Source organism: Tumidithrix helvetica PCC 7403, assembly GCF_965232925.1.
In the GTDB taxonomy this organism is placed as follows: Bacteria; Cyanobacteriota; Cyanobacteriia; order Pseudanabaenales; family Pseudanabaenaceae; genus Tumidithrix; species Tumidithrix helvetica.
In genome coordinates, this window is the sequence record NZ_CBDDRA010000005.1 from 70,809 (window position 1) to 87,379 (window position 16,571).

A 16,571-nucleotide genomic window follows, 5' to 3' on the forward strand; every position below is an offset into this window, starting at 1 on the left:
TGCGTTGTCATTTTTTGAAAATGGTATTAAATCAGTGCGCGATCGCCCATTCGGGTGATTCATAGCGGATTCGTGTTTTTGGGGAACCGTGCGATCGCTCTTGCCGTCAAACGCTTACATATCAGTTCCCATCACACATTCCAAGCTTACGGAGTCAACTTTGACTATGAACCTCAAGTCCACCTTTTTAGGTGTTTTTTCGGCTGCCATACTTAGCTCCCCCGCAGTGTTGCAGATCGCACCTGCCCAAGCAAATTCTATTCCCTATAGTGGAGAAGAACTGGTTTCAGTTCAAGTGTATCGTGCCGCTTACCCAGCGGTTGTTACGATCAGAGCAGGAAGTAGTACGGGTTCGGGTAGCATTATTACTCCCGATGGCTTGGTGTTGACAAACGAGCATGTGATTCGCGGCGTAAATCGAGTCAGTGTGACACTGCCCAATGGCAAAACCTATGCTGGGCGAGTGGTTGCCACTGAGAATAAAAACGATCTTGCCTTAGTAAAGTTGCAAACTAACGATCGCTTGCCAACAATTCCTTTGGCTGGTGCAGATAGTATTGAGGTTGGACAGAGAGTGTTTGCGATCGGCAGCCCCTATGGACTTTCAGGTACGTTAACAACAGGAATTGTCAGCCGTATTGGGGTTAATGGAGACTTACAGACAGATGCCGCCCTGAATCCAGGGAATTCGGGTGGGCCTTTACTCAATTCTCGTGGAGAGTTGATTGGGGTGAACAAATCGATTTTGACTCCAAATGGGAAAAGCAATGTGGGGATTGGCTTTGCCACCAGCGCTACGATCGCTCGAAGCTTCATCGCACAAAGTACTTCTGGTTCCAACCATATCGCCACCGTACCTAATCCATCTCCATCTTTAACTTCCATTCCAAAATCTGTTACTCCCAATCCAGTTACATCCACTTCAGCTACTGCAAATCCAGCGATTCCTAATTCAGTCATTCCCGTAGAGTCCGAAGTTCCATCGCAAGTTGCTCCCAATCGTCCTCATCTAGGTGTGGCATTACAGACAAACAGCATGATTATTCAAGCTGTGCAACCAGGTTCGATCGCCAGTGAATTGGGCTTAAAGGAGGGCGATCGCTTGGTAGCTCTAAATGGATATCGCCTCACAGATGTTCGACAATTGATTAACTTCCTCGATCGCCGCCCAAGTTCGGCAATTTTAACGGTCGCCCGCGATCGGCAGTTTGCTAATTTACATGTATTTTTCTAGAACCCTCAGGCATCCAAATTTTCATAAAAATACCCTGATTGCATGCATGACGCTCCAGATCGGATGTTGAAAATTAGTTGAAGAATAGCGGCTCAAATGTGATTCATACCATTTTCAAAAAATGATGCAACGCGTCTTTTTGAAAAGACCACGCTCTGCACGGAACCCCTAATCCGATCTGTTGCAAATTTAAGAGAAATTGGTGTCAGTTCAATAGTGATGAGGTTAAAGGGAAAATGTTTTCGCCTTGTATAAAGATTTTCTGCAGCCATCAGACCAAGAAATCCCCCAATCTTGTTGAGTCTTGGTATTCTAGTTAGTGAATTCTTTCAGCGAATTTATAGAGCCTGCCATGAGTGTAAATCTGTCTTGTAGCCTAAGCGATCGCTGTCTTGACAGCTCCCAACCCAATAGTCAGCGTCAACTGGCGATTACAGTATCTGCTACTGCGGAAATTGGCACTGGAGCCCCGTTAAATCTTTGCCTCGTGCTCGATCACAGTGGTTCCATGGGGGGAAGACCTTTAGATACCGTCAAAAAAGCTGCCCGCGATCTAGTCGATCAGATGGTGTACAGCGATCGGCTCAGCGTCATCGGCTTCGATCATAAAGCTACAGTGGTCGTAGAAAATCAAAACGTCGATCGCACGGAAGCGATCAAGGGCAAAATTCAGTCGCTCAAGGCGTCAGGGGGAACCTGCATCGACGACGGTATCAAGTTGGGCTTGCAAGAAATGACCAAGGGCAAGGAGGGCACAATTAGTCAAGCCTTCGTGCTCACAGATGGTGAGAACGAACATGGCAATAACGATCGCGCTTTTCAGTTTGCGCGTCTTGCCACCGAGTACAACATGACACTGCATACCTTAGGTTTTGGGGACAACTGGAATCAAGATGTTTTAGAGCAAATTGCCGATGCAGGCGGCGGCACGCTCACCTATATTCAGTCGCCTGAGGAAGCAGGGGAACAGTTTCGACGGCTCTTGCGTCGAGTACAATCCGTGGGGTTAACCAATGCCCATTTGGTTTTACAACTAGCTCCCAACGTGCGCATTGCTGAATTAAAGCCGATTGCCCAAGTTGCGCCTGACACGATTGAGCTTCCAGTCCAAATGGAAGGTGACACCGTAGTGGTGCGCCTTGGCGACCTGATGACCGATGTCGAACGGGTGGTCATTGTCAATCTGTATATCAATCAGGCAAATGCCTTACCTGGCAGTACACCCGATGCGATCGAAATTTTGGCAGCCCAGATTCGCTATGACGATCCTGCCCAAGGTAAAGTCAACTCCATGTCTGCCCCAGTGCTAGTTGAAGCCACTTTAACCAAGGACTTTAACTCCCAGATCGATCCGCAGGTGCAAACTCAAATTTTAGCGCTGGCGAAATATCGTCAGACACAACTGGCTGAGGCGAAACTACAGCAAGGCGATCGCACAGGAGCAGCCACAATGTTACAATCAGCGGCAAAGACTGCTTTACAGATGGGCGATCGAAATGCAGCCACAGTCCTTCAAACCAATGCTACCCGCTTGCAATCTGGTACTGAGCTGAGCGAAGCTGACCGTAAAAAAACTCGGATTGCTTCCAAGACTGTCTTGCAGCCTCCTTCCCCATAAGTTGCTAATCCATAGAATCCATTGTTAACAACCAGACTATGATTATTTGCCCAAGTTGCGCTCACTCAAACCCTGACGGTGCTACAAACTGTGAAGCCTGTTTTACACCTTTGCCAGTGGTTGTGATGATTAACTGCTCTAACTGCGGTGCTTCTGTCCAATCAGATGCCAGTTTTTGCGGACATTGCGGCTTCGACCTCAAATCGACAAAAGCGGCAGAAGTAGCAGTATCCGTCGCACCAGAAACAGCTGTGCCTCAGCCTGTAGCTGCAGCATCAACATCTAGTCCAGTTGCACCAGATCCTTCACCAGTTGCCCCACCTCTTACGTCACCCGACGACTTAACCGAAATCAGTACCGTGCCACCCCCCGTAATCGCAGCTGTGGCGGCTCAATCGGTTGGAACCAGTGCTAAGACACAACTGCAAACGATCAGAGCTTCACTTTTACACATCCAAACCAATATCACACTAGAATTACCTGCCCATCTGCCTGTAATTCATTTGGGCAAACCCAATAACGTTATTCCACCTGACATTGATGTCTCAGGATTTCCCGACTCAGATGTTGTCTCTCGCGTCCATGCTGATATTCGCTTTGAGGGAGATGCCTTTTACTTTGAAGATACGGGTAGCTCTAATGGCAGCTATATTAACAACACCGCATTACCCGCAGGCAATCGGCATCGCCTCCGCGCTGGCGATCGCATAGCGTTAGGCAAAGGTGACAAAGTCAGCTTTATCTTCCAAACCACCTAAACCGAGGAATTAGCAAGCAACTCAGGCAAGGAAAAGTGCTATCGCACTTGTGGCAACACATTTTTTCCCATTTCAACCTTTAGGGATATTACTTTGGACTTATTAAATTTAATTCTCATTTAGGATAGTCTGTATTTAATGATTAAATCGATCCTCTTTTGGTTTGCTTAGGTGAAGAGCTGAGCCTTTTCAGTCTTAGGGTTTAGCTCTTATTTATTGCATTCAATCATTGAGAAAACTGCTGGTTTTCAATGGGAGAGTCTCGATCTACCTTTAATTCTATTGCGAATAATTCTACTAAATAAATTTTAAGATATTATGGAAATTTCGCTCGAACTGGAGATGTTGTTGAGAGATGAGTAAGCTTGACTGTGGCTATCAAGCCAACCCGACATTCTTTCAAGGTAGTTTGCAGGAAAGAAAAAAAGTAAAAGGTAAAAGTCAAAAATCAGACTTCCAGTTTGAAGGGCGATTTCTGGGATTTTTGACTACTGAAGATCGGGAAGCTCGCTGTAAATATTTTCGCATTCACACATCTAGAGGGGAATATACGATTAAATTGGCAAAGCAGTTCAGAGCCACACTAGGTCAAACCCTCGTACAAGGCAATTGGATCGAAGTTTCAGGTGTCCAAAAATTTAATCCGACCAAGGGTACGTTCAGATTTAAAGCTCATCATGTTGCGGTAACCAATGTCACGCCAGTCAACAGTGCCAAGGCAATCCTTGCCGCTAAAGTAATTCCTCAAGCTCAATCAAGTCAGCCAAAAACGAGTATATCCTCTAAGCCTCAAGCCAGTATCTTGATTTGTCAAAAAGCAGATTGTGTCAAACGTGGCAGTGGCAATGTCTGTAAGGCTTTAACGCAAGCTCTAGACGATTGCCAACTCAGCGATCGCGTCCACATAAAATCGACGGGTTGCCTCAAAGACTGTAGTGCCGGACCTAACTTAGTGGTGATGCCAACCAAAACTCGCCATAGCAAAGTTAAACCCAAGCATATTCCCGCGATTGTGGCAGCGATCGACAAACAGTTAAAAAACTGAGTCCTTCCAGCTAAATTGTTCTATCATGCCTGTAGCTAGTGGAGGTATAGGAAGTGGTAACACAATCTGAGCCAGCGATCGTCGCGACAAACGTACATAAATGGTATGGCAGTTTCCACGTGCTCAAGGGGGTGAGCTTAACCGTCAGTCGAGGCGAAGTCGTTGTAATTATGGGACCATCTGGCTCGGGAAAGTCTACCTTTGCCCGCACGTTCAATGCCCTTGAAGATTATCAACAGGGCAGAATCGAGATCGATGGCATTGAGCTATCGGATAATCCTAAAAATATTGATGCCATTCGCAGCGAAGTGGGCATGGTATTTCAGCAATTTAATTTATTTCCCCACCTAACCGTACTGCAAAACATTACGCTAGCCCCGATGTGGGTAAGACGGTGGTCAAAGGCAAAAGCCCATGAAATCGCCCTGCAACTGCTAGAAAGGGTTGGAATTTCGCAACAGGCAAATAAGTATCCTGGGCAATTGTCTGGCGGTCAGCAACAACGGGTGGCGATCGCCCGCGCTCTAGCCATGCAGCCCAAAATCATGCTGTTTGACGAGCCGACCTCCGCCCTCGATCCTGAGATGGTGCGCGAAGTTTTAGACGTGATGCGATCGCTCGCAAACTCTGGTATGACCATGGTCGTAGTCACCCACGAAGTCGGCTTTGCCCGTGAAGTTGCCGATCGGATTATTCTGATGGATGGTGGCACAATTATCGAAGAAGGAACCCCAGAGTCCTTTTTCCAAAACCCCCAAGAAGAACGCACCCGCAAATTTCTATCCCAAATCTTGTAAATTAAGAATAAAGAGGGCGAAGCATTCGGGTATCAATTCCTGCAATTTGAATCAGCTTATCTTCCGAATGCTTCGCCCCTACACCGAAATCTCCCCTAAGATCGATTACGAATTACTGACAACTAAAATTATGCTTCCCCGCGATTTATTAAATGGATTAGAACATCGAGATGTGGTGAGTCGTTTGCTCGATCGCGGCGATCAGGCTTTGCAAAAATGGGAAACCGTCTGTAGTGATTTTCTCTCCCCACCTGAGCTAATTGAAGCAACGACAGTTTTATCCAAGCTCACAGAAATTCAATTCATGGCATGGGGTGGCTACGCGCAGGCAGAACGGCAGAGGTTAGCGATCGCTAGAGCCGATCTTCCCCTAGATCTGAGTATGGTTAGCCTTGCCGCTGTGGATGTAGCTGGAAATTTTTTGTTTGACACTGCCACCCATCCAGACTTTCTCGGTGCGATTTTAGGATCGGGTATCGAGCGGCAAAAAGTTGGCGACGTGAATGTTTTAGGGGAAAAGGGAGCGCAAGTAATTTTAGTACCCGAACTGGTGGAGTATGTGGAACTCCATCTCACCCAAGTCAGAACTGTTCCCGTTAAAACGCGAAAAATAGAGCTTACTGAGTTAAAAATTCGTCCGCCACAGGTCAAGGAAATTGCCACAGTAGAAGCCTCCTTGCGACTCGATGCGATCGCTTCGGCAGGTTTTGGCATGTCTCGCAGCAAAATGGTGGACTTGATTGCGTCAGACGATGTCCGCGTCAATTGGAAAAGTGTCACCCAATCTAGCTATCAGCTTAAAACAGGCGATCTAATTGCGATTCGAGGTAAAGGTCGTCTAACGGTAGGTGACATCTCAGTCACCAAAAAGAATCGCTATCGGGTACTCTTAAATCGTTCCATGTGATCTAGTAATTCGCATTTTGCGATTCAATTGCTCGACACCATTGATGCTGAGGATTATGCGCGATCGCATTTTTATAAAACTCGTAAAGATTACCTCAAGCAAAATTTGTGTTGGTTGTTAAAGATTATTACGAAATCAATCTATGGTTATGATATTTATCTAAAATAATATTTACTTGTTAGATTGTTTACCTATAGCAATCCTAAATGACACATAGCAATCCGATCTGATTTGTGAGAACAGAAAATGTTCGTAGAGTTCATTTCACCAAACACTGTCTCACGATTGATTTAGGATTGCTATATAAGAGATTCTTTCTTCTGTATAGAATCGTACGGGCAATTCATGAATTGCCCGTACATACAAATCAAGGAGGATTGCTATATAAAAAAGTGGAAGCCGTAATAACCAAAATACTTTTTGGAACGGATTTAAAAATAGAGCAAATATATTCCTTACATTACTAACAGTTGAGACGCACAAATCGATTTTAATAATTTATTAATTAGGAGATTTACTCAATCATGTTACACAAATTTATTGCTACTTTTGTCATTCTTTCAACTGCTTCTCTATCAATTTCTCTAGGAGCAACTGCAGAAACTTACGTTGGTACTCCTATTACTGACAAGTGTTCAGAAGTTATTCAAAGATCCAAATCAGACATGGAGAGCAAATCAATCCAGCCAAGCGAAAAAGTTACTATTGACACTGCTGCAATCAAGGTATGGGCTGAGGAAGTTGGGGTATTGCAGTTAAGATCTATTAGGAATTAGTCTCAGATGGTAGTTTTCATATCAGGGCTATTTCAGCCCAATTGAATCCTTGACAAGGCGGTTTGTTACCCTTGAATTGGCGGTTGATGTACCATTCCTCGATCCGCCAATGTTGCAGTAAACGGTCGTCTAATGCTGGTGCAATCTAGACCGAACAAAAAAATGGCGTTGCTGCGGACTGGGTACAACCTCTGCTATCAACTCTAACAACGCCATTGGTTCTACAGTCATCGTCGCGATATCTTCAGTTTGTTGCTTTTCTTCTGTAGATGTTTCCCAGAATGTTAATCCTCTTATTGCTTTGAATAGTGCGCTGTAACCTCAGCGAAATAACGGATTCAGACTTAACTGCACTACACTTGGGGCGCGATTATTACTACAGAGTGCATCCAGCAAGTCCATCGCACTATCTGCTCGTTGCTTAATCTGGTTGTATATCTGTTCTCGGAATTTCTGAAGTTCACTCTCTGTAACAACTATTGGCATAATAGATTTGGGGATAACGATCTGTTTTTGATTGAAACTGTCATTATCCCTTCTTCCTTTGCTTTCATCTCTTTTTTACTTCATTCTTGTCCAAAGTCCAAAAATGAATAAACCATTGAGCAAATCCAGAGGTAAAACTTTAGTATGGCTTATCGTTACTTGTTTAACGTTGGTAGGGGTAAAAGTTTTTCAAGTCACAATTTTGTGCATCCCAATTTTTGGGGTCATCATTTGGATGCTATGTCAGCTTTTATTAATCGTCCCGTTGGTTTTGGCGATTATTTACCTTCGGCAGCAGTTTAAAACAGCAAAATTTCTGGCTTTGATTCCTTTGGCGATCGCAACATTAACGACTCTAGTTGTTTATCTTACCGATCCGATCGTTACAGACTTCTATATTTATTTACCGATGCGGCAAAGCGCGATCGATGGAGCTTTAGCTACTCAAAATGCTCCAAATCAATACAGTTTAGAGAATTTCTTATTAGGAAAAGTTCAAGTAAAAAAAGAAGTGTGGGGAACGCAAGTAACTTTCCCTAGATACACAATTGGAATGGGAGATGGAGGAGCAGATTATATTTACCGTTCTGACGATCGCGATATTTCTATCACTAGAGAGGAATATCAAAAAACTAGAACGACTCCACCAAAATTTCCTGTGCCACCAACTTTCAAACAAATTCGACGAATTACCAATCATTGGTTTTGGCAGGAGGAAGAGTGGTAAAGGCTTACAATGATATTAATTCGAGGTAAGGGTGAAGCCTTTAGATATCTACCATGTGGTTTTACTGTAATCTAAATCTTCCGAATGCTTCGCCTCCCTTGGAAGTTATATGATTAAAAAGTTACGCGATTAAAGCAATGAACGAGCGAAATCGAAAAGTGCCAGATTTGAATACAACCGAAAAACTGCAAAACCCATTGGAACATGTTGTAATCGCAGCGTTTTATCACTTTGCAGATTTGCCCGACTATCAAGAAATCTGTCCGATCCTAAAATCCTTTTGCGATGCGCAGAATCTTAAGGGAACAATTTTATTGGCGCGAGAAGGAATTAACTCGACGATCGCTGGGAGTCGTGAGGGTATCGATGCTTTGCTCGATTATTTGCGCTCTGACCCCAGACTACAAAGTCTAGAGCATAAGGAATCCTACAGCGATCGCATCCCGTTTCAGCGGCTCAAGGTGCGGTTAAAAAAAGAGATTGTCAAAATGGGCGTACCTACGATCGATCCTACGCGCACGGTGGGAACCTATGTAGAGCCAAAAGATTGGAATGCTTTGATTGCCGATCCGACAACGATCGTGATTGATACTCGTAACAATTATGAAGTCGAGTTGGGTACGTTTGAGAGGGCGATCGATCCCAATCTGGAGATTTTTAGCGAATTCCCTAGCTATGTAGAGCAGAATCTGAATCCTGAATCCCACCCCAAAATTGCCATGTTCTGTACGGGTGGGATTCGCTGTGAGAAAGCCAGTGCTTTTATGTTAGAGAAGGGCTTTACTGAGGTCTATCACCTCAGAGGTGGCATTCTGAAGTACCTTGAGGAAGTACCTCCCGAAGAAAGTCTCTGGCAAGGAGAATGCTTTGTGTTTGACGATCGCCGAAGCGTCGATGCCCAACTGTCGCCAAAATATAGCATCCCAACATCAGAACAACACAGCACCAACCCACAGGCATGAATGCTTCCGCCCCTATATCCTCTATCCTCTTGAATTGATTTTATGGCATTAGATCGGGAAACATAGCCGCGATCGCGGTTTCATTTGCGACACAAATGCCGCGTTCTGTAATCAACCCCGTGACCAGTCTTGCAGGCGTGACATCAAACCCGTAATTGAGGGCGGGGGTTTCTATGGGGGCAACTCTCACCTGTCCGATGTCTCCACTTGCCAAGAGTCCCTGCATATAGAGAACTTCGTCAGCACTGCGCGTTTCGATTTCAATTTCTTTGACTCCATTGGAGACCTGCATGTCGAAGGTGGAACTCGGCAACGCCACGTAGAATGGAACTTGATTGTCGTAGGCGGCAAGGGCTTTGAGATAGGTTCCAATTTTATTGGCGACATCGCCACTACGGGTGACGCGATCGGTTCCCACAATGCACAGATCGACTTTGCCGTACTGCATCAGCAATCCGCCCGTATTGTCAGCAATGAGCGTATGGGGGATTTGGGATTGACCTAGTTCCCAAGCGGTCAAATTTGCACCCTGATTGCGGGGGCGGGTTTCATCCACCCAAACATGAATATCAATGCCGCGATCGCGTGCTTCGTACATGGGGGCAAGGGCAGAGCCGCGATCGACGATCGCCAGCCAACCCGCATTGCAATGGGTGAGAATATTCACCGTTTTTCCGCCCTTCTGCTCGGCTATTTTCGCAATGACATCGCAGCCAAATTCGCCGATTTTTTGCGAACCCAGCGCATCCTCATCAGAAATCGCGATCGCTTCTTGGCGTGCCGTCGCAATAATGTCTTGCGGAGAATTCGTGGATTCTAAAGCCTTGAGCATGCGATCGACTGCCCACATCAAATTTACAGCCGTAGGACGGGCTGAGCGAATCCGTTGCGCTAAGATTTCGATTTTCTCCAGATTGCCCTGACATTCCAAAGCGGCAAGATAGACCCCAAAGGCCGCCACGCTACCAATGACGCCTGCGCCGCGCACGGTCATGTCTTTAATCGCATGGACGGCATCCATGCTGGTGGTGAGACGTTTGGTTTCGTAGCTAAATGGCAGCTTGGTTTGGTCGATGACGATCAGACTTTCACCTTCTAACCAAAGGGCTTTGTATTTTCCTTCACTCATTGGGGGCTAGTTTAATTACGCGCTATGCAGTCAAGATAGCAGATTTGGGTTAATGAATGGCAGCTTCAATCGCCTCCCGATCCAAGTCTTTACCAATAAACACCAGACGGGTTTGACGCGATTCAGAGACTTGCCAGGGGCGATCGTAAAAATGCTCGAATCTGGCGCCAACTCCCTGCAAAACGAGACGCATGGGCTTATTGGGAACCTCTACAAATCCTTTAATGCGATAGATTTCCTGCTCTTGGACTAACTTCTCTAGTTTGGCGACAAGTGCAGATGCCTCAAAGGCGCGATCGGCTGAGATACACACAGAGGTAATGCCATCATCATGCTCGTGCTCTTCTTCGGTGTCGTGATGGCTAGGACGGCTCTCTAGGTTATCTTCTACGGCAGCATTAAAGCCGAGCAAAACATCGGCACTAATCGCCCCATCCTTACAGGCAATAATTTTGACATGGCTGGGCAGTTCCTTGTGCAACCAGGTTTCTACTCTGGTTTGGGTGGCAGCATCGACGCGATCGACTTTGGTTAGCAAGACTAGATCGGCGCAAGCAAGTTGATCTTCAAATAGCTCTTCTATCGGAGTTTCATGCTCAAGGTTCGGATCGGCTTGGCGTTGGGCTTCTAAGGCATCTAGATCGGTGGCAAATTGTCCGCTGGCTACGGCTTCGCAATCGACCACAGTAATCACACCATCAACCGTTGCCCCTGTGCGGATCGTCGGCCAACGAAAGGCTTGGACGAGCGGCTTGGGCAGAGCTAAACCCGATGTTTCAATTAGGATGCAGTCGAGGCGATCGCTTCGCTTGAGCAGTTCCTGCATCGTGGGCAAAAATTCCTCTTGTACGGTGCAACAGAGGCAACCGTTGGTTAGCTCGATAATGTTTGTGTCGAGGGTTGCGGTATTTTCGGTTTCATCATCGCAAACTTGGCACGATCGCAAAAGCTCCGCATCTATGCCGACTTCACCAAACTCGTTGACGATAACGGCGATACGCCGACCTTGACTATTTTGTAAGAGATTGCGCACAAGTGTGGTTTTACCAGCTCCTAAAAAGCCTGTGATCACTGTAACGGGAATTTTGTGCATAGAGGATTTAGAACTGATTTGCCCATAAGTTTGTATGTTTACATCCAATCATAATTTGCCCAGCAATCGATCGGGACTTGCCAATTGCAAGCATAACTAAGAAGAAGTAGCAATTATTTTAGATCTTGACTCGTATATCCTATATGCATAAATCTCTGAACTGCATTTAACACTGTTGCAATTCACTCTTAAAAATTTGTTTGGGTTTCTTTAGAATCTAATCGACAAGGACGAGTATGTGGGCATTAACCCTATCTAAACATCGGGAGGAAATCCCTCTAAGCTTGACATGTATAGCAGGCGTCTGGTGAATTAGGAGATCTTTTGCGGATAGTTATCATACGTAGCAAGGCTTATACAAAAACTAATCGCTAATTACTGAATGCTAACCGCGATGATATGTCTAAATATTTTTCTAATTTCTTATTGCAAGATATAGTCATTTGTACTAGAGTGAAAATACGGAGTCTAGTAGGAATTACTAGCATTAACTGTATCGGCTGTCTGTCTGGCGCTTTGATACAGATTTGGGTGATGTTGATTGGGTGCTGTTAACTCAACACCCAATTTCAAAGGTTAGCTAGCAAACTGGTTGATGCTCAAGGTAAAGCATTAACTTTAGGTACATATTTAGCTTAAATACCGTCTTGATAGTTGTTGTTTAGGATGATTGCGTGGTGACACTGTTGAAATTTTCTTGTCTCTCTTTTCTTGGGTTGTTTGCTTGTCTGGGAGTTTTAAGCGGTTGTAGTGATAATTCCACCCCTTCATCTTCCTAAATCTAGTTTTGTAGGATGCGTAACGCATCGCTGATGTCGCGATCCCAAACTCCAACAGATTCAGTTCCATAAAAAGAAATAAATTAAAAATTCAACCACAGATTTTGGATTAGCTTTTAGCTGCTCAGGGTTTTGTCTACCCAAAATTCGTTTCAAGATGCTCTACAGATCCACTTTATAAGTTTTCGATACCCATTCTTTTTTGAACTTCACCTTACTTTCCCCTCAAAATTTATGAAACGATTTCGATTTAATTTATCTAAAAAAGTGGTAAGCATTGCGCTTGTCACAGCCCTGCTGACAATTGCTTGCAGTCAAGCTACTGGAATAAATTCCACAATTTCTACAGTTCCTCCCATCGCAAACGCCTCTGCTAAAATTGCTTCTGCTAAGTTTGCCGATCGGCAAGTGGTGGTGGATTTTGCCGATCGCGTGGTGGTTCCGACTTATCAGAAGTTTACCCTTAAAACTAAAGAGTTAAAGACAGCCGTGGATGCTTTCGCGGCAAACCCTAACGAGCAAAACCTCAAAGCTGCTCAAGATGCTTGGATGGCAGCGCGCGTGCCTTGGGAGCAAGGCGAATCTTTTACGATTGGACCAGCGAAATCTTTGGGCTTAGACGCCGCGATCGATACATGGCCTTTGGACAAATCAGATGTTGAAAAGATTTTAAAAAGTAGCGACAAGATTACGTCCGAATATGTCCAAAATCTCCAAGAAAGCCAAAAGGGATTTCATACGATCGAACTACTTTTGTTTGGCGGAGATGGTAAAAAAGCGATCGCTGACTTTACCCCACGCGAATTTGATTATTTAAAAGCGGCAACAGTTGTGTTGGACGCTGATGCCAATAAACTGCTCGCGGCTTGGACGAGTGGGGTGGATGGTAGAGCCCCCTATCGCGATTCCTTTGCCACCGCTGGAAATAATCCAGTTTATCCTTCTTTACCCGATGCCGCCCAAGAAATGGTGGAAGGGATTATCGAGAGCACGACAGAGGTAGCAGAGAAAAAGCTGAGCGAGCCATTTACCAAGAAAGACCCCAAAGCGATCGAATCGCAATATGCCACGGCTAACCCACTCAACGACTTTAGAAGCAATCTCAACTGCGTTAAGAACGTCTATTTTGGCACTACGGAGAATCACGCCCTAGGTAAATCGGGGCTAAGTGCTTACGTTGCAAAAGTCAAACCCGAACTAGATGCAAGGGTGGAAAAAGAAATTAATTCGGCGATCGCGGCAATCGATGAAATTCCTACTCCTTTCCAAACTGCCATTTCCGATCCGAGTGCTGCTGAAAAGATTAAAAAAGCGATCGCGGCAGTAACCACAGTCAAAGAGACCTTTGAGAAGGACGTTAAACCTCTAATCGTGCAATAGTTCAGGAACCCTATGAAAGCTCATTCCCTTTCCCAGAGACCGTTGCATAGATGGCTGAGACATCAAGTTGCCAAGTCTTTAATTCTACTGGTAATATCCGCCGCGATCGCCATTGGTATTCAGACATCACTCGACGCTCAAAAGTCTCAGCAGTTGAATGTTGACCCCTTCTCTGGTGGTCAAACTTCGATTTTCAATCGCACTTCTCGCGCCTTTGATAATCCTGCTGCGAACCTCACGGAATTGGAACAACAAAAGCATAGCGAAGCCAATGCCACCTTTAACGATATCTTTGTGAGTGCGCCTGCCGATGTGAATCCGGGATTGGGTCCTTTATTTAACAATACTTCCTGTAACGGCTGCCATCTCCAAAATGGTCGAGGAATGCCCGTCATAGGGTCGGCGACATCGCTCAAATCTCAGCTTTTAGTACGAGTCAGCCTACCACAGGGGCAACCAGAAGTCCCTGGTGGAGAGGTTCCCGTGCCGAATATCGGGACGCAAATTCGCGACCATGCCATCTATGGCTACACGCCGAATGCCAGCGTTACGGTTAAATGGGAAGAGACCGAAGGTAAATATGGAGATGGTACTGCGTATAAATTGCGATCGCCAGTCACCACAATCCAACTCCCCGATCGCAAATCCCTTCCACCTGAAGTCATGACTTCTCTGCGACTGCCTCCACCGGTAATTGGTTTGGGCTTGCTAGAGGCTTTAGAGGATAAAACCCTTTTGGCTCTTGCCGATCCTGAGGACAAAAATGGTGATGGTATCTCTGGGAAAGTGAATGTGGTTTGGGATGTGGAGAAAAAAGCCACTTCTCTGGGGAAATTTGGGTTAAAAGCCAATCAGCCCAACCTACGCCAGCAATCGGCAGCGGCTTATTTTAATGACATGGGCGTGACCAATCCTGTCTTTCCCGAACCTGATGGGAAGACCAGCGATATTACGGATGAGAAGTTGATATCGGCAACCTTTTATACCCAAAGCCTCACGGTTCCAGCGCGTCCGGTGGCGATGCTGAACGATCCAGTGGTTAAAACTGGCGATCGCTTGTTTCATCAGGCAAACTGTGCCAGTTGTCACATTCAAACCCTACGAACTGGCAAACACGAACTGGCAGCGGTCGCCAACCAAACCATCCATCCTTATACAGATTTGCTTTTGCACGACATGGGCGTAGGGCTGGCGGACAACCGACCCGATTTTCTCGCCACGGGAACCGAGTGGCGTACCTCGCCTTTGTGGGCGATCGGCTTAACCCATACCGTACTTCCCTATTCTGGATTTCTGCATGACGGACGCGCTCGCACCCTCGAAGAAGCAATTCTTTGGCATGGTGGCGAGGCAGAAAAGTCTAAAGAATCGTTTCGGGCAATGCCTGCAAGCGATCGCGCCGCACTTTTGCAATTCCTGCATTCTCTATAACCCCCCAAAACATGAAAGAACTCGATACCCAAGCTACGATTGACCTGCTCAACACCATTATGGAATTTGAGCTGGCTGGAGTCGTTCGCTATACCCATTACTCCTTAATGGTTACAGGCGCGAATCGCATTCCCATTGTTGCTTTCTTTAAAGCACAGGCGAGTGAATCCTTATTACATGCCCAGCAAGCGGGTGAAATTTTGACTGGACTGGATGGTCATCCTAGTTTAAGGATTGCAACCATTGAAGAAACTGACAAGCACACCGTTCAAGATATCTTGGCTGAGAGTCTCAGTCATGAAAAGAAAGCGCTTGAACTCTATAAGAAGCTTTTGGACGTGGTGGACGATCGCAGTGTTTACCTAGAGGAGTTTGCACGCACCATGATTGGTCAGGAAGAACTTCACACCCTAGAAATCAAAAAAATGTTGCGAGATTTTAGTTGATCTGACTTTACGTAGAACCAAGTATCGCGATCGCAGATGTCTGCGGGGTAGGTACATACCCTCTCCCTCAAATAATTGCTATAGGGGCATGCCCTTCTTTACATAAATTGTCATTCCTTAGAGAGGCTGAAATATGTTTGAATTCGTGAATGATGGTGAATACCCTAGCCTAGAACTAGGGTATTCAGGTAGCTCACCGCAAAGGGAAATACGTCCTTCCCCTTTGCTACCACTACACTTGATGCAGCATAGCTTTCAAAAAAATGAGATTATTCCTTGCCAAGTTGGAATTCTCTGGCAAATTCGCCAAGGGGTTGTACGGACGACCACATGGTCTTTTGAAGGTGAGAAAGCTACGCTCGGACTTTGGGGAATGGGTGATGTGATTGGCGAACCGCTATCAAATGTAAGCCCCTATGAGATGGAATGCCTGACCACTGTGATAGTTGACTTTTTACCTTCAGGGCTTTGGTATCAAGCGCTCGATGCGATTTTTCAGCATGTTCAGCTTACCGAAGAACTTTTAAGTATTATGCATTGGAATCCGATCGCCGATCGCTTAAAACTTTTCTTGATTTGGCTTGCCGAGAAATTTGGTCGAGAGATTCAATGCGGCAAGTCAATCGATGTAAAGCTAACGCACCAACAAATTGCAGAAATTATCGGCACGACTCGAGTAACCATTACTCGTTCGCTGATTGAGTTTGCCAAACAAGGGTTGGTTCTGTATGATGGCGGTTGTTTTATACTCACCTCGACATTTATCAATCAATACTATCGATACTGAATGTGAAAATGTTTGGCGGTTGGGTTGACTGAGTTTGACAGTTTGTCTGTTGACACAAGGTCAACCAAAGATGAACTTGGGCTGGGGTTCGTACCGATCGCCTACGAATGGCTTCTTAAAAAGTTGTTTTCACGACATAAATCATGATTTTGATAATCATTATCATTTTTGGCTTATGATGGTTTAATTTAAATCTACTTGTCTGAATCAAGTTGT

General features: G+C 45.4%; 15 protein-coding genes. 13 read left to right on the top strand and 2 right to left on the bottom strand.

Annotated elements, in window-relative coordinates; genetic code table 11:
* Positions 1–166: 166 nt before the first annotated feature.
* The 9 genes from ACP2WE_RS06275 (at position 167) to trhO (ending at position 9,310) form a co-directional block, all read left to right on the top strand.
* On the top strand, positions 167–1,234 hold the full coding sequence (locus ACP2WE_RS06275; RefSeq protein WP_425214738.1) for a S1C family serine protease: 1,068 nt from the start codon (positions 167–169) through the stop codon (positions 1,232–1,234).
* A gap of 352 nt (positions 1,235–1,586) precedes the next feature.
* On the top strand, positions 1,587–2,852 hold the full coding sequence (locus ACP2WE_RS06280) for a vWA domain-containing protein (protein WP_425214739.1): 1,266 nt from the start codon (positions 1,587–1,589) through the stop codon (positions 2,850–2,852).
* 38 nt (positions 2,853–2,890) lie between these two features.
* Positions 2,891–3,610 carry a double zinc ribbon and FHA domain-containing protein gene (locus ACP2WE_RS06285; RefSeq protein WP_425214740.1) on the top strand — a complete coding sequence of 240 codons (720 nt, stop codon included), beginning with the start codon at positions 2,891–2,893 and terminating at the stop codon, positions 3,608–3,610.
* A gap of 355 nt (positions 3,611–3,965) precedes the next feature.
* A complete protein-coding gene (locus tag ACP2WE_RS06290) occupies positions 3,966–4,655 on the top strand; it encodes a (2Fe-2S) ferredoxin domain-containing protein (RefSeq protein ID WP_425214741.1) in 690 nt (229 codons plus the stop codon).
* 53 nt (positions 4,656–4,708) lie between these two features.
* Positions 4,709–5,452, top strand: coding sequence for an amino acid ABC transporter ATP-binding protein (locus ACP2WE_RS06295; RefSeq protein WP_425214742.1), 744 nt, complete (start codon positions 4,709–4,711; stop codon positions 5,450–5,452).
* A gap of 130 nt (positions 5,453–5,582) precedes the next feature.
* Positions 5,583–6,359, top strand: coding sequence for a photosystem II electron transport protein, Sll1252 family (locus ACP2WE_RS06300; protein WP_425214743.1), 777 nt, complete (start codon positions 5,583–5,585; stop codon positions 6,357–6,359).
* 524 nt (positions 6,360–6,883) lie between these two features.
* Complete coding sequence (locus ACP2WE_RS06305; RefSeq protein WP_425214744.1) at positions 6,884–7,135, top strand: hypothetical protein; 252 nt, start codon at positions 6,884–6,886, stop codon at positions 7,133–7,135.
* A gap of 589 nt (positions 7,136–7,724) precedes the next feature.
* Entirely contained in the window at positions 7,725–8,348 is a 624-nt protein-coding gene (locus ACP2WE_RS06310; RefSeq protein WP_425214745.1) for a hypothetical protein, read from the top strand.
* Between the two features lie 137 nt (positions 8,349–8,485).
* A complete protein-coding gene (gene trhO / locus ACP2WE_RS06315; RefSeq protein WP_425214746.1) occupies positions 8,486–9,310 on the top strand; it encodes an oxygen-dependent tRNA uridine(34) hydroxylase TrhO in 825 nt (274 codons plus the stop codon).
* A 40-nt stretch (positions 9,311–9,350) separates the two neighbouring features.
* Here the strand turns inward: trhO and mtnA are convergent, their stop codons facing one another.
* Positions 9,351–10,439 carry an S-methyl-5-thioribose-1-phosphate isomerase gene (gene mtnA, locus ACP2WE_RS06320; RefSeq protein ID WP_425214747.1) on the bottom strand — a complete coding sequence of 363 codons (1,089 nt, stop codon included), beginning with the start codon at positions 10,437–10,439 and terminating at the stop codon, positions 9,351–9,353.
* A 49-nt stretch (positions 10,440–10,488) separates the two neighbouring features.
* Entirely contained in the window at positions 10,489–11,532 is a 1,044-nt protein-coding gene (gene cobW / locus ACP2WE_RS06325; RefSeq protein ID WP_425214748.1) for a cobalamin biosynthesis protein CobW, read from the bottom strand.
* A 1,013-nt stretch (positions 11,533–12,545) separates the two neighbouring features.
* Here cobW and ACP2WE_RS06330 point away from each other — a divergent pair.
* The 4 genes from ACP2WE_RS06330 to ACP2WE_RS06345 all read left to right on the top strand — a co-directional run bounded on the left by ACP2WE_RS06330 (position 12,546) and on the right by ACP2WE_RS06345 (position 16,355).
* The gene (locus ACP2WE_RS06330; protein WP_425214749.1) at positions 12,546–13,691 is read left to right on the top strand and encodes an imelysin family protein; all 1,146 of its coding nucleotides are present in this window, start codon (positions 12,546–12,548) and stop codon (positions 13,689–13,691) included.
* Between the two features lie 12 nt (positions 13,692–13,703).
* Positions 13,704–15,122 carry a di-heme oxidoreductase family protein gene (locus tag ACP2WE_RS06335; protein WP_425214750.1) on the top strand — a complete coding sequence of 473 codons (1,419 nt, stop codon included), beginning with the start codon at positions 13,704–13,706 and terminating at the stop codon, positions 15,120–15,122.
* A gap of 11 nt (positions 15,123–15,133) precedes the next feature.
* Positions 15,134–15,568, top strand: a complete 435-nt coding sequence (locus tag ACP2WE_RS06340; RefSeq protein ID WP_425214751.1) for a ferritin-like domain-containing protein — start codon at positions 15,134–15,136, stop codon at positions 15,566–15,568.
* 133 nt (positions 15,569–15,701) lie between these two features.
* Positions 15,702–16,355: a Crp/Fnr family transcriptional regulator gene (locus tag ACP2WE_RS06345; RefSeq protein ID WP_425214752.1), complete on the top strand. Its 654-nt coding sequence runs from the start codon at positions 15,702–15,704 to the stop codon at positions 16,353–16,355.
* Positions 16,356–16,571 lie beyond the last annotated feature (216 nt).

Bases quoted from the DNA above. Each gene is read 5' to 3' on its own strand.
- ACP2WE_RS06290 (WP_425214741.1), top strand. From the start codon at position 3,966: ATGAGTAAGCTTGACTGTGGCTATCAAGCCAACCCGACATTCTTTCAA.
- cobW (WP_425214748.1), bottom strand. From the start codon at position 11,532: ATGCACAAAATTCCCGTTACAGTGATCACAGGCTTTTTAGGAGCTGGT.
- ACP2WE_RS06285 (WP_425214740.1), top strand. From the start codon at position 2,891: ATGATTATTTGCCCAAGTTGCGCTCACTCAAACCCTGACGGTGCTACA.
- ACP2WE_RS06335 (WP_425214750.1), top strand. From the start codon at position 13,704: ATGAAAGCTCATTCCCTTTCCCAGAGACCGTTGCATAGATGGCTGAGA.
- ACP2WE_RS06280 (WP_425214739.1), top strand. From the start codon at position 1,587: ATGAGTGTAAATCTGTCTTGTAGCCTAAGCGATCGCTGTCTTGACAGC.
- ACP2WE_RS06305 (WP_425214744.1), top strand. From the start codon at position 6,884: ATGTTACACAAATTTATTGCTACTTTTGTCATTCTTTCAACTGCTTCT.
- mtnA (WP_425214747.1), bottom strand. From the start codon at position 10,439: ATGAGTGAAGGAAAATACAAAGCCCTTTGGTTAGAAGGTGAAAGTCTG.
- trhO (WP_425214746.1), top strand. From the start codon at position 8,486: ATGAACGAGCGAAATCGAAAAGTGCCAGATTTGAATACAACCGAAAAA.
- ACP2WE_RS06310 (WP_425214745.1), top strand. From the start codon at position 7,725: ATGAATAAACCATTGAGCAAATCCAGAGGTAAAACTTTAGTATGGCTT.
- ACP2WE_RS06330 (WP_425214749.1), top strand. From the start codon at position 12,546: ATGAAACGATTTCGATTTAATTTATCTAAAAAAGTGGTAAGCATTGCG.
- ACP2WE_RS06275 (WP_425214738.1), top strand. From the start codon at position 167: ATGAACCTCAAGTCCACCTTTTTAGGTGTTTTTTCGGCTGCCATACTT.
- ACP2WE_RS06340 (WP_425214751.1), top strand. From the start codon at position 15,134: ATGAAAGAACTCGATACCCAAGCTACGATTGACCTGCTCAACACCATT.
- ACP2WE_RS06345 (WP_425214752.1), top strand. From the start codon at position 15,702: ATGTTTGAATTCGTGAATGATGGTGAATACCCTAGCCTAGAACTAGGG.
- ACP2WE_RS06300 (WP_425214743.1), top strand. From the start codon at position 5,583: ATGCTTCCCCGCGATTTATTAAATGGATTAGAACATCGAGATGTGGTG.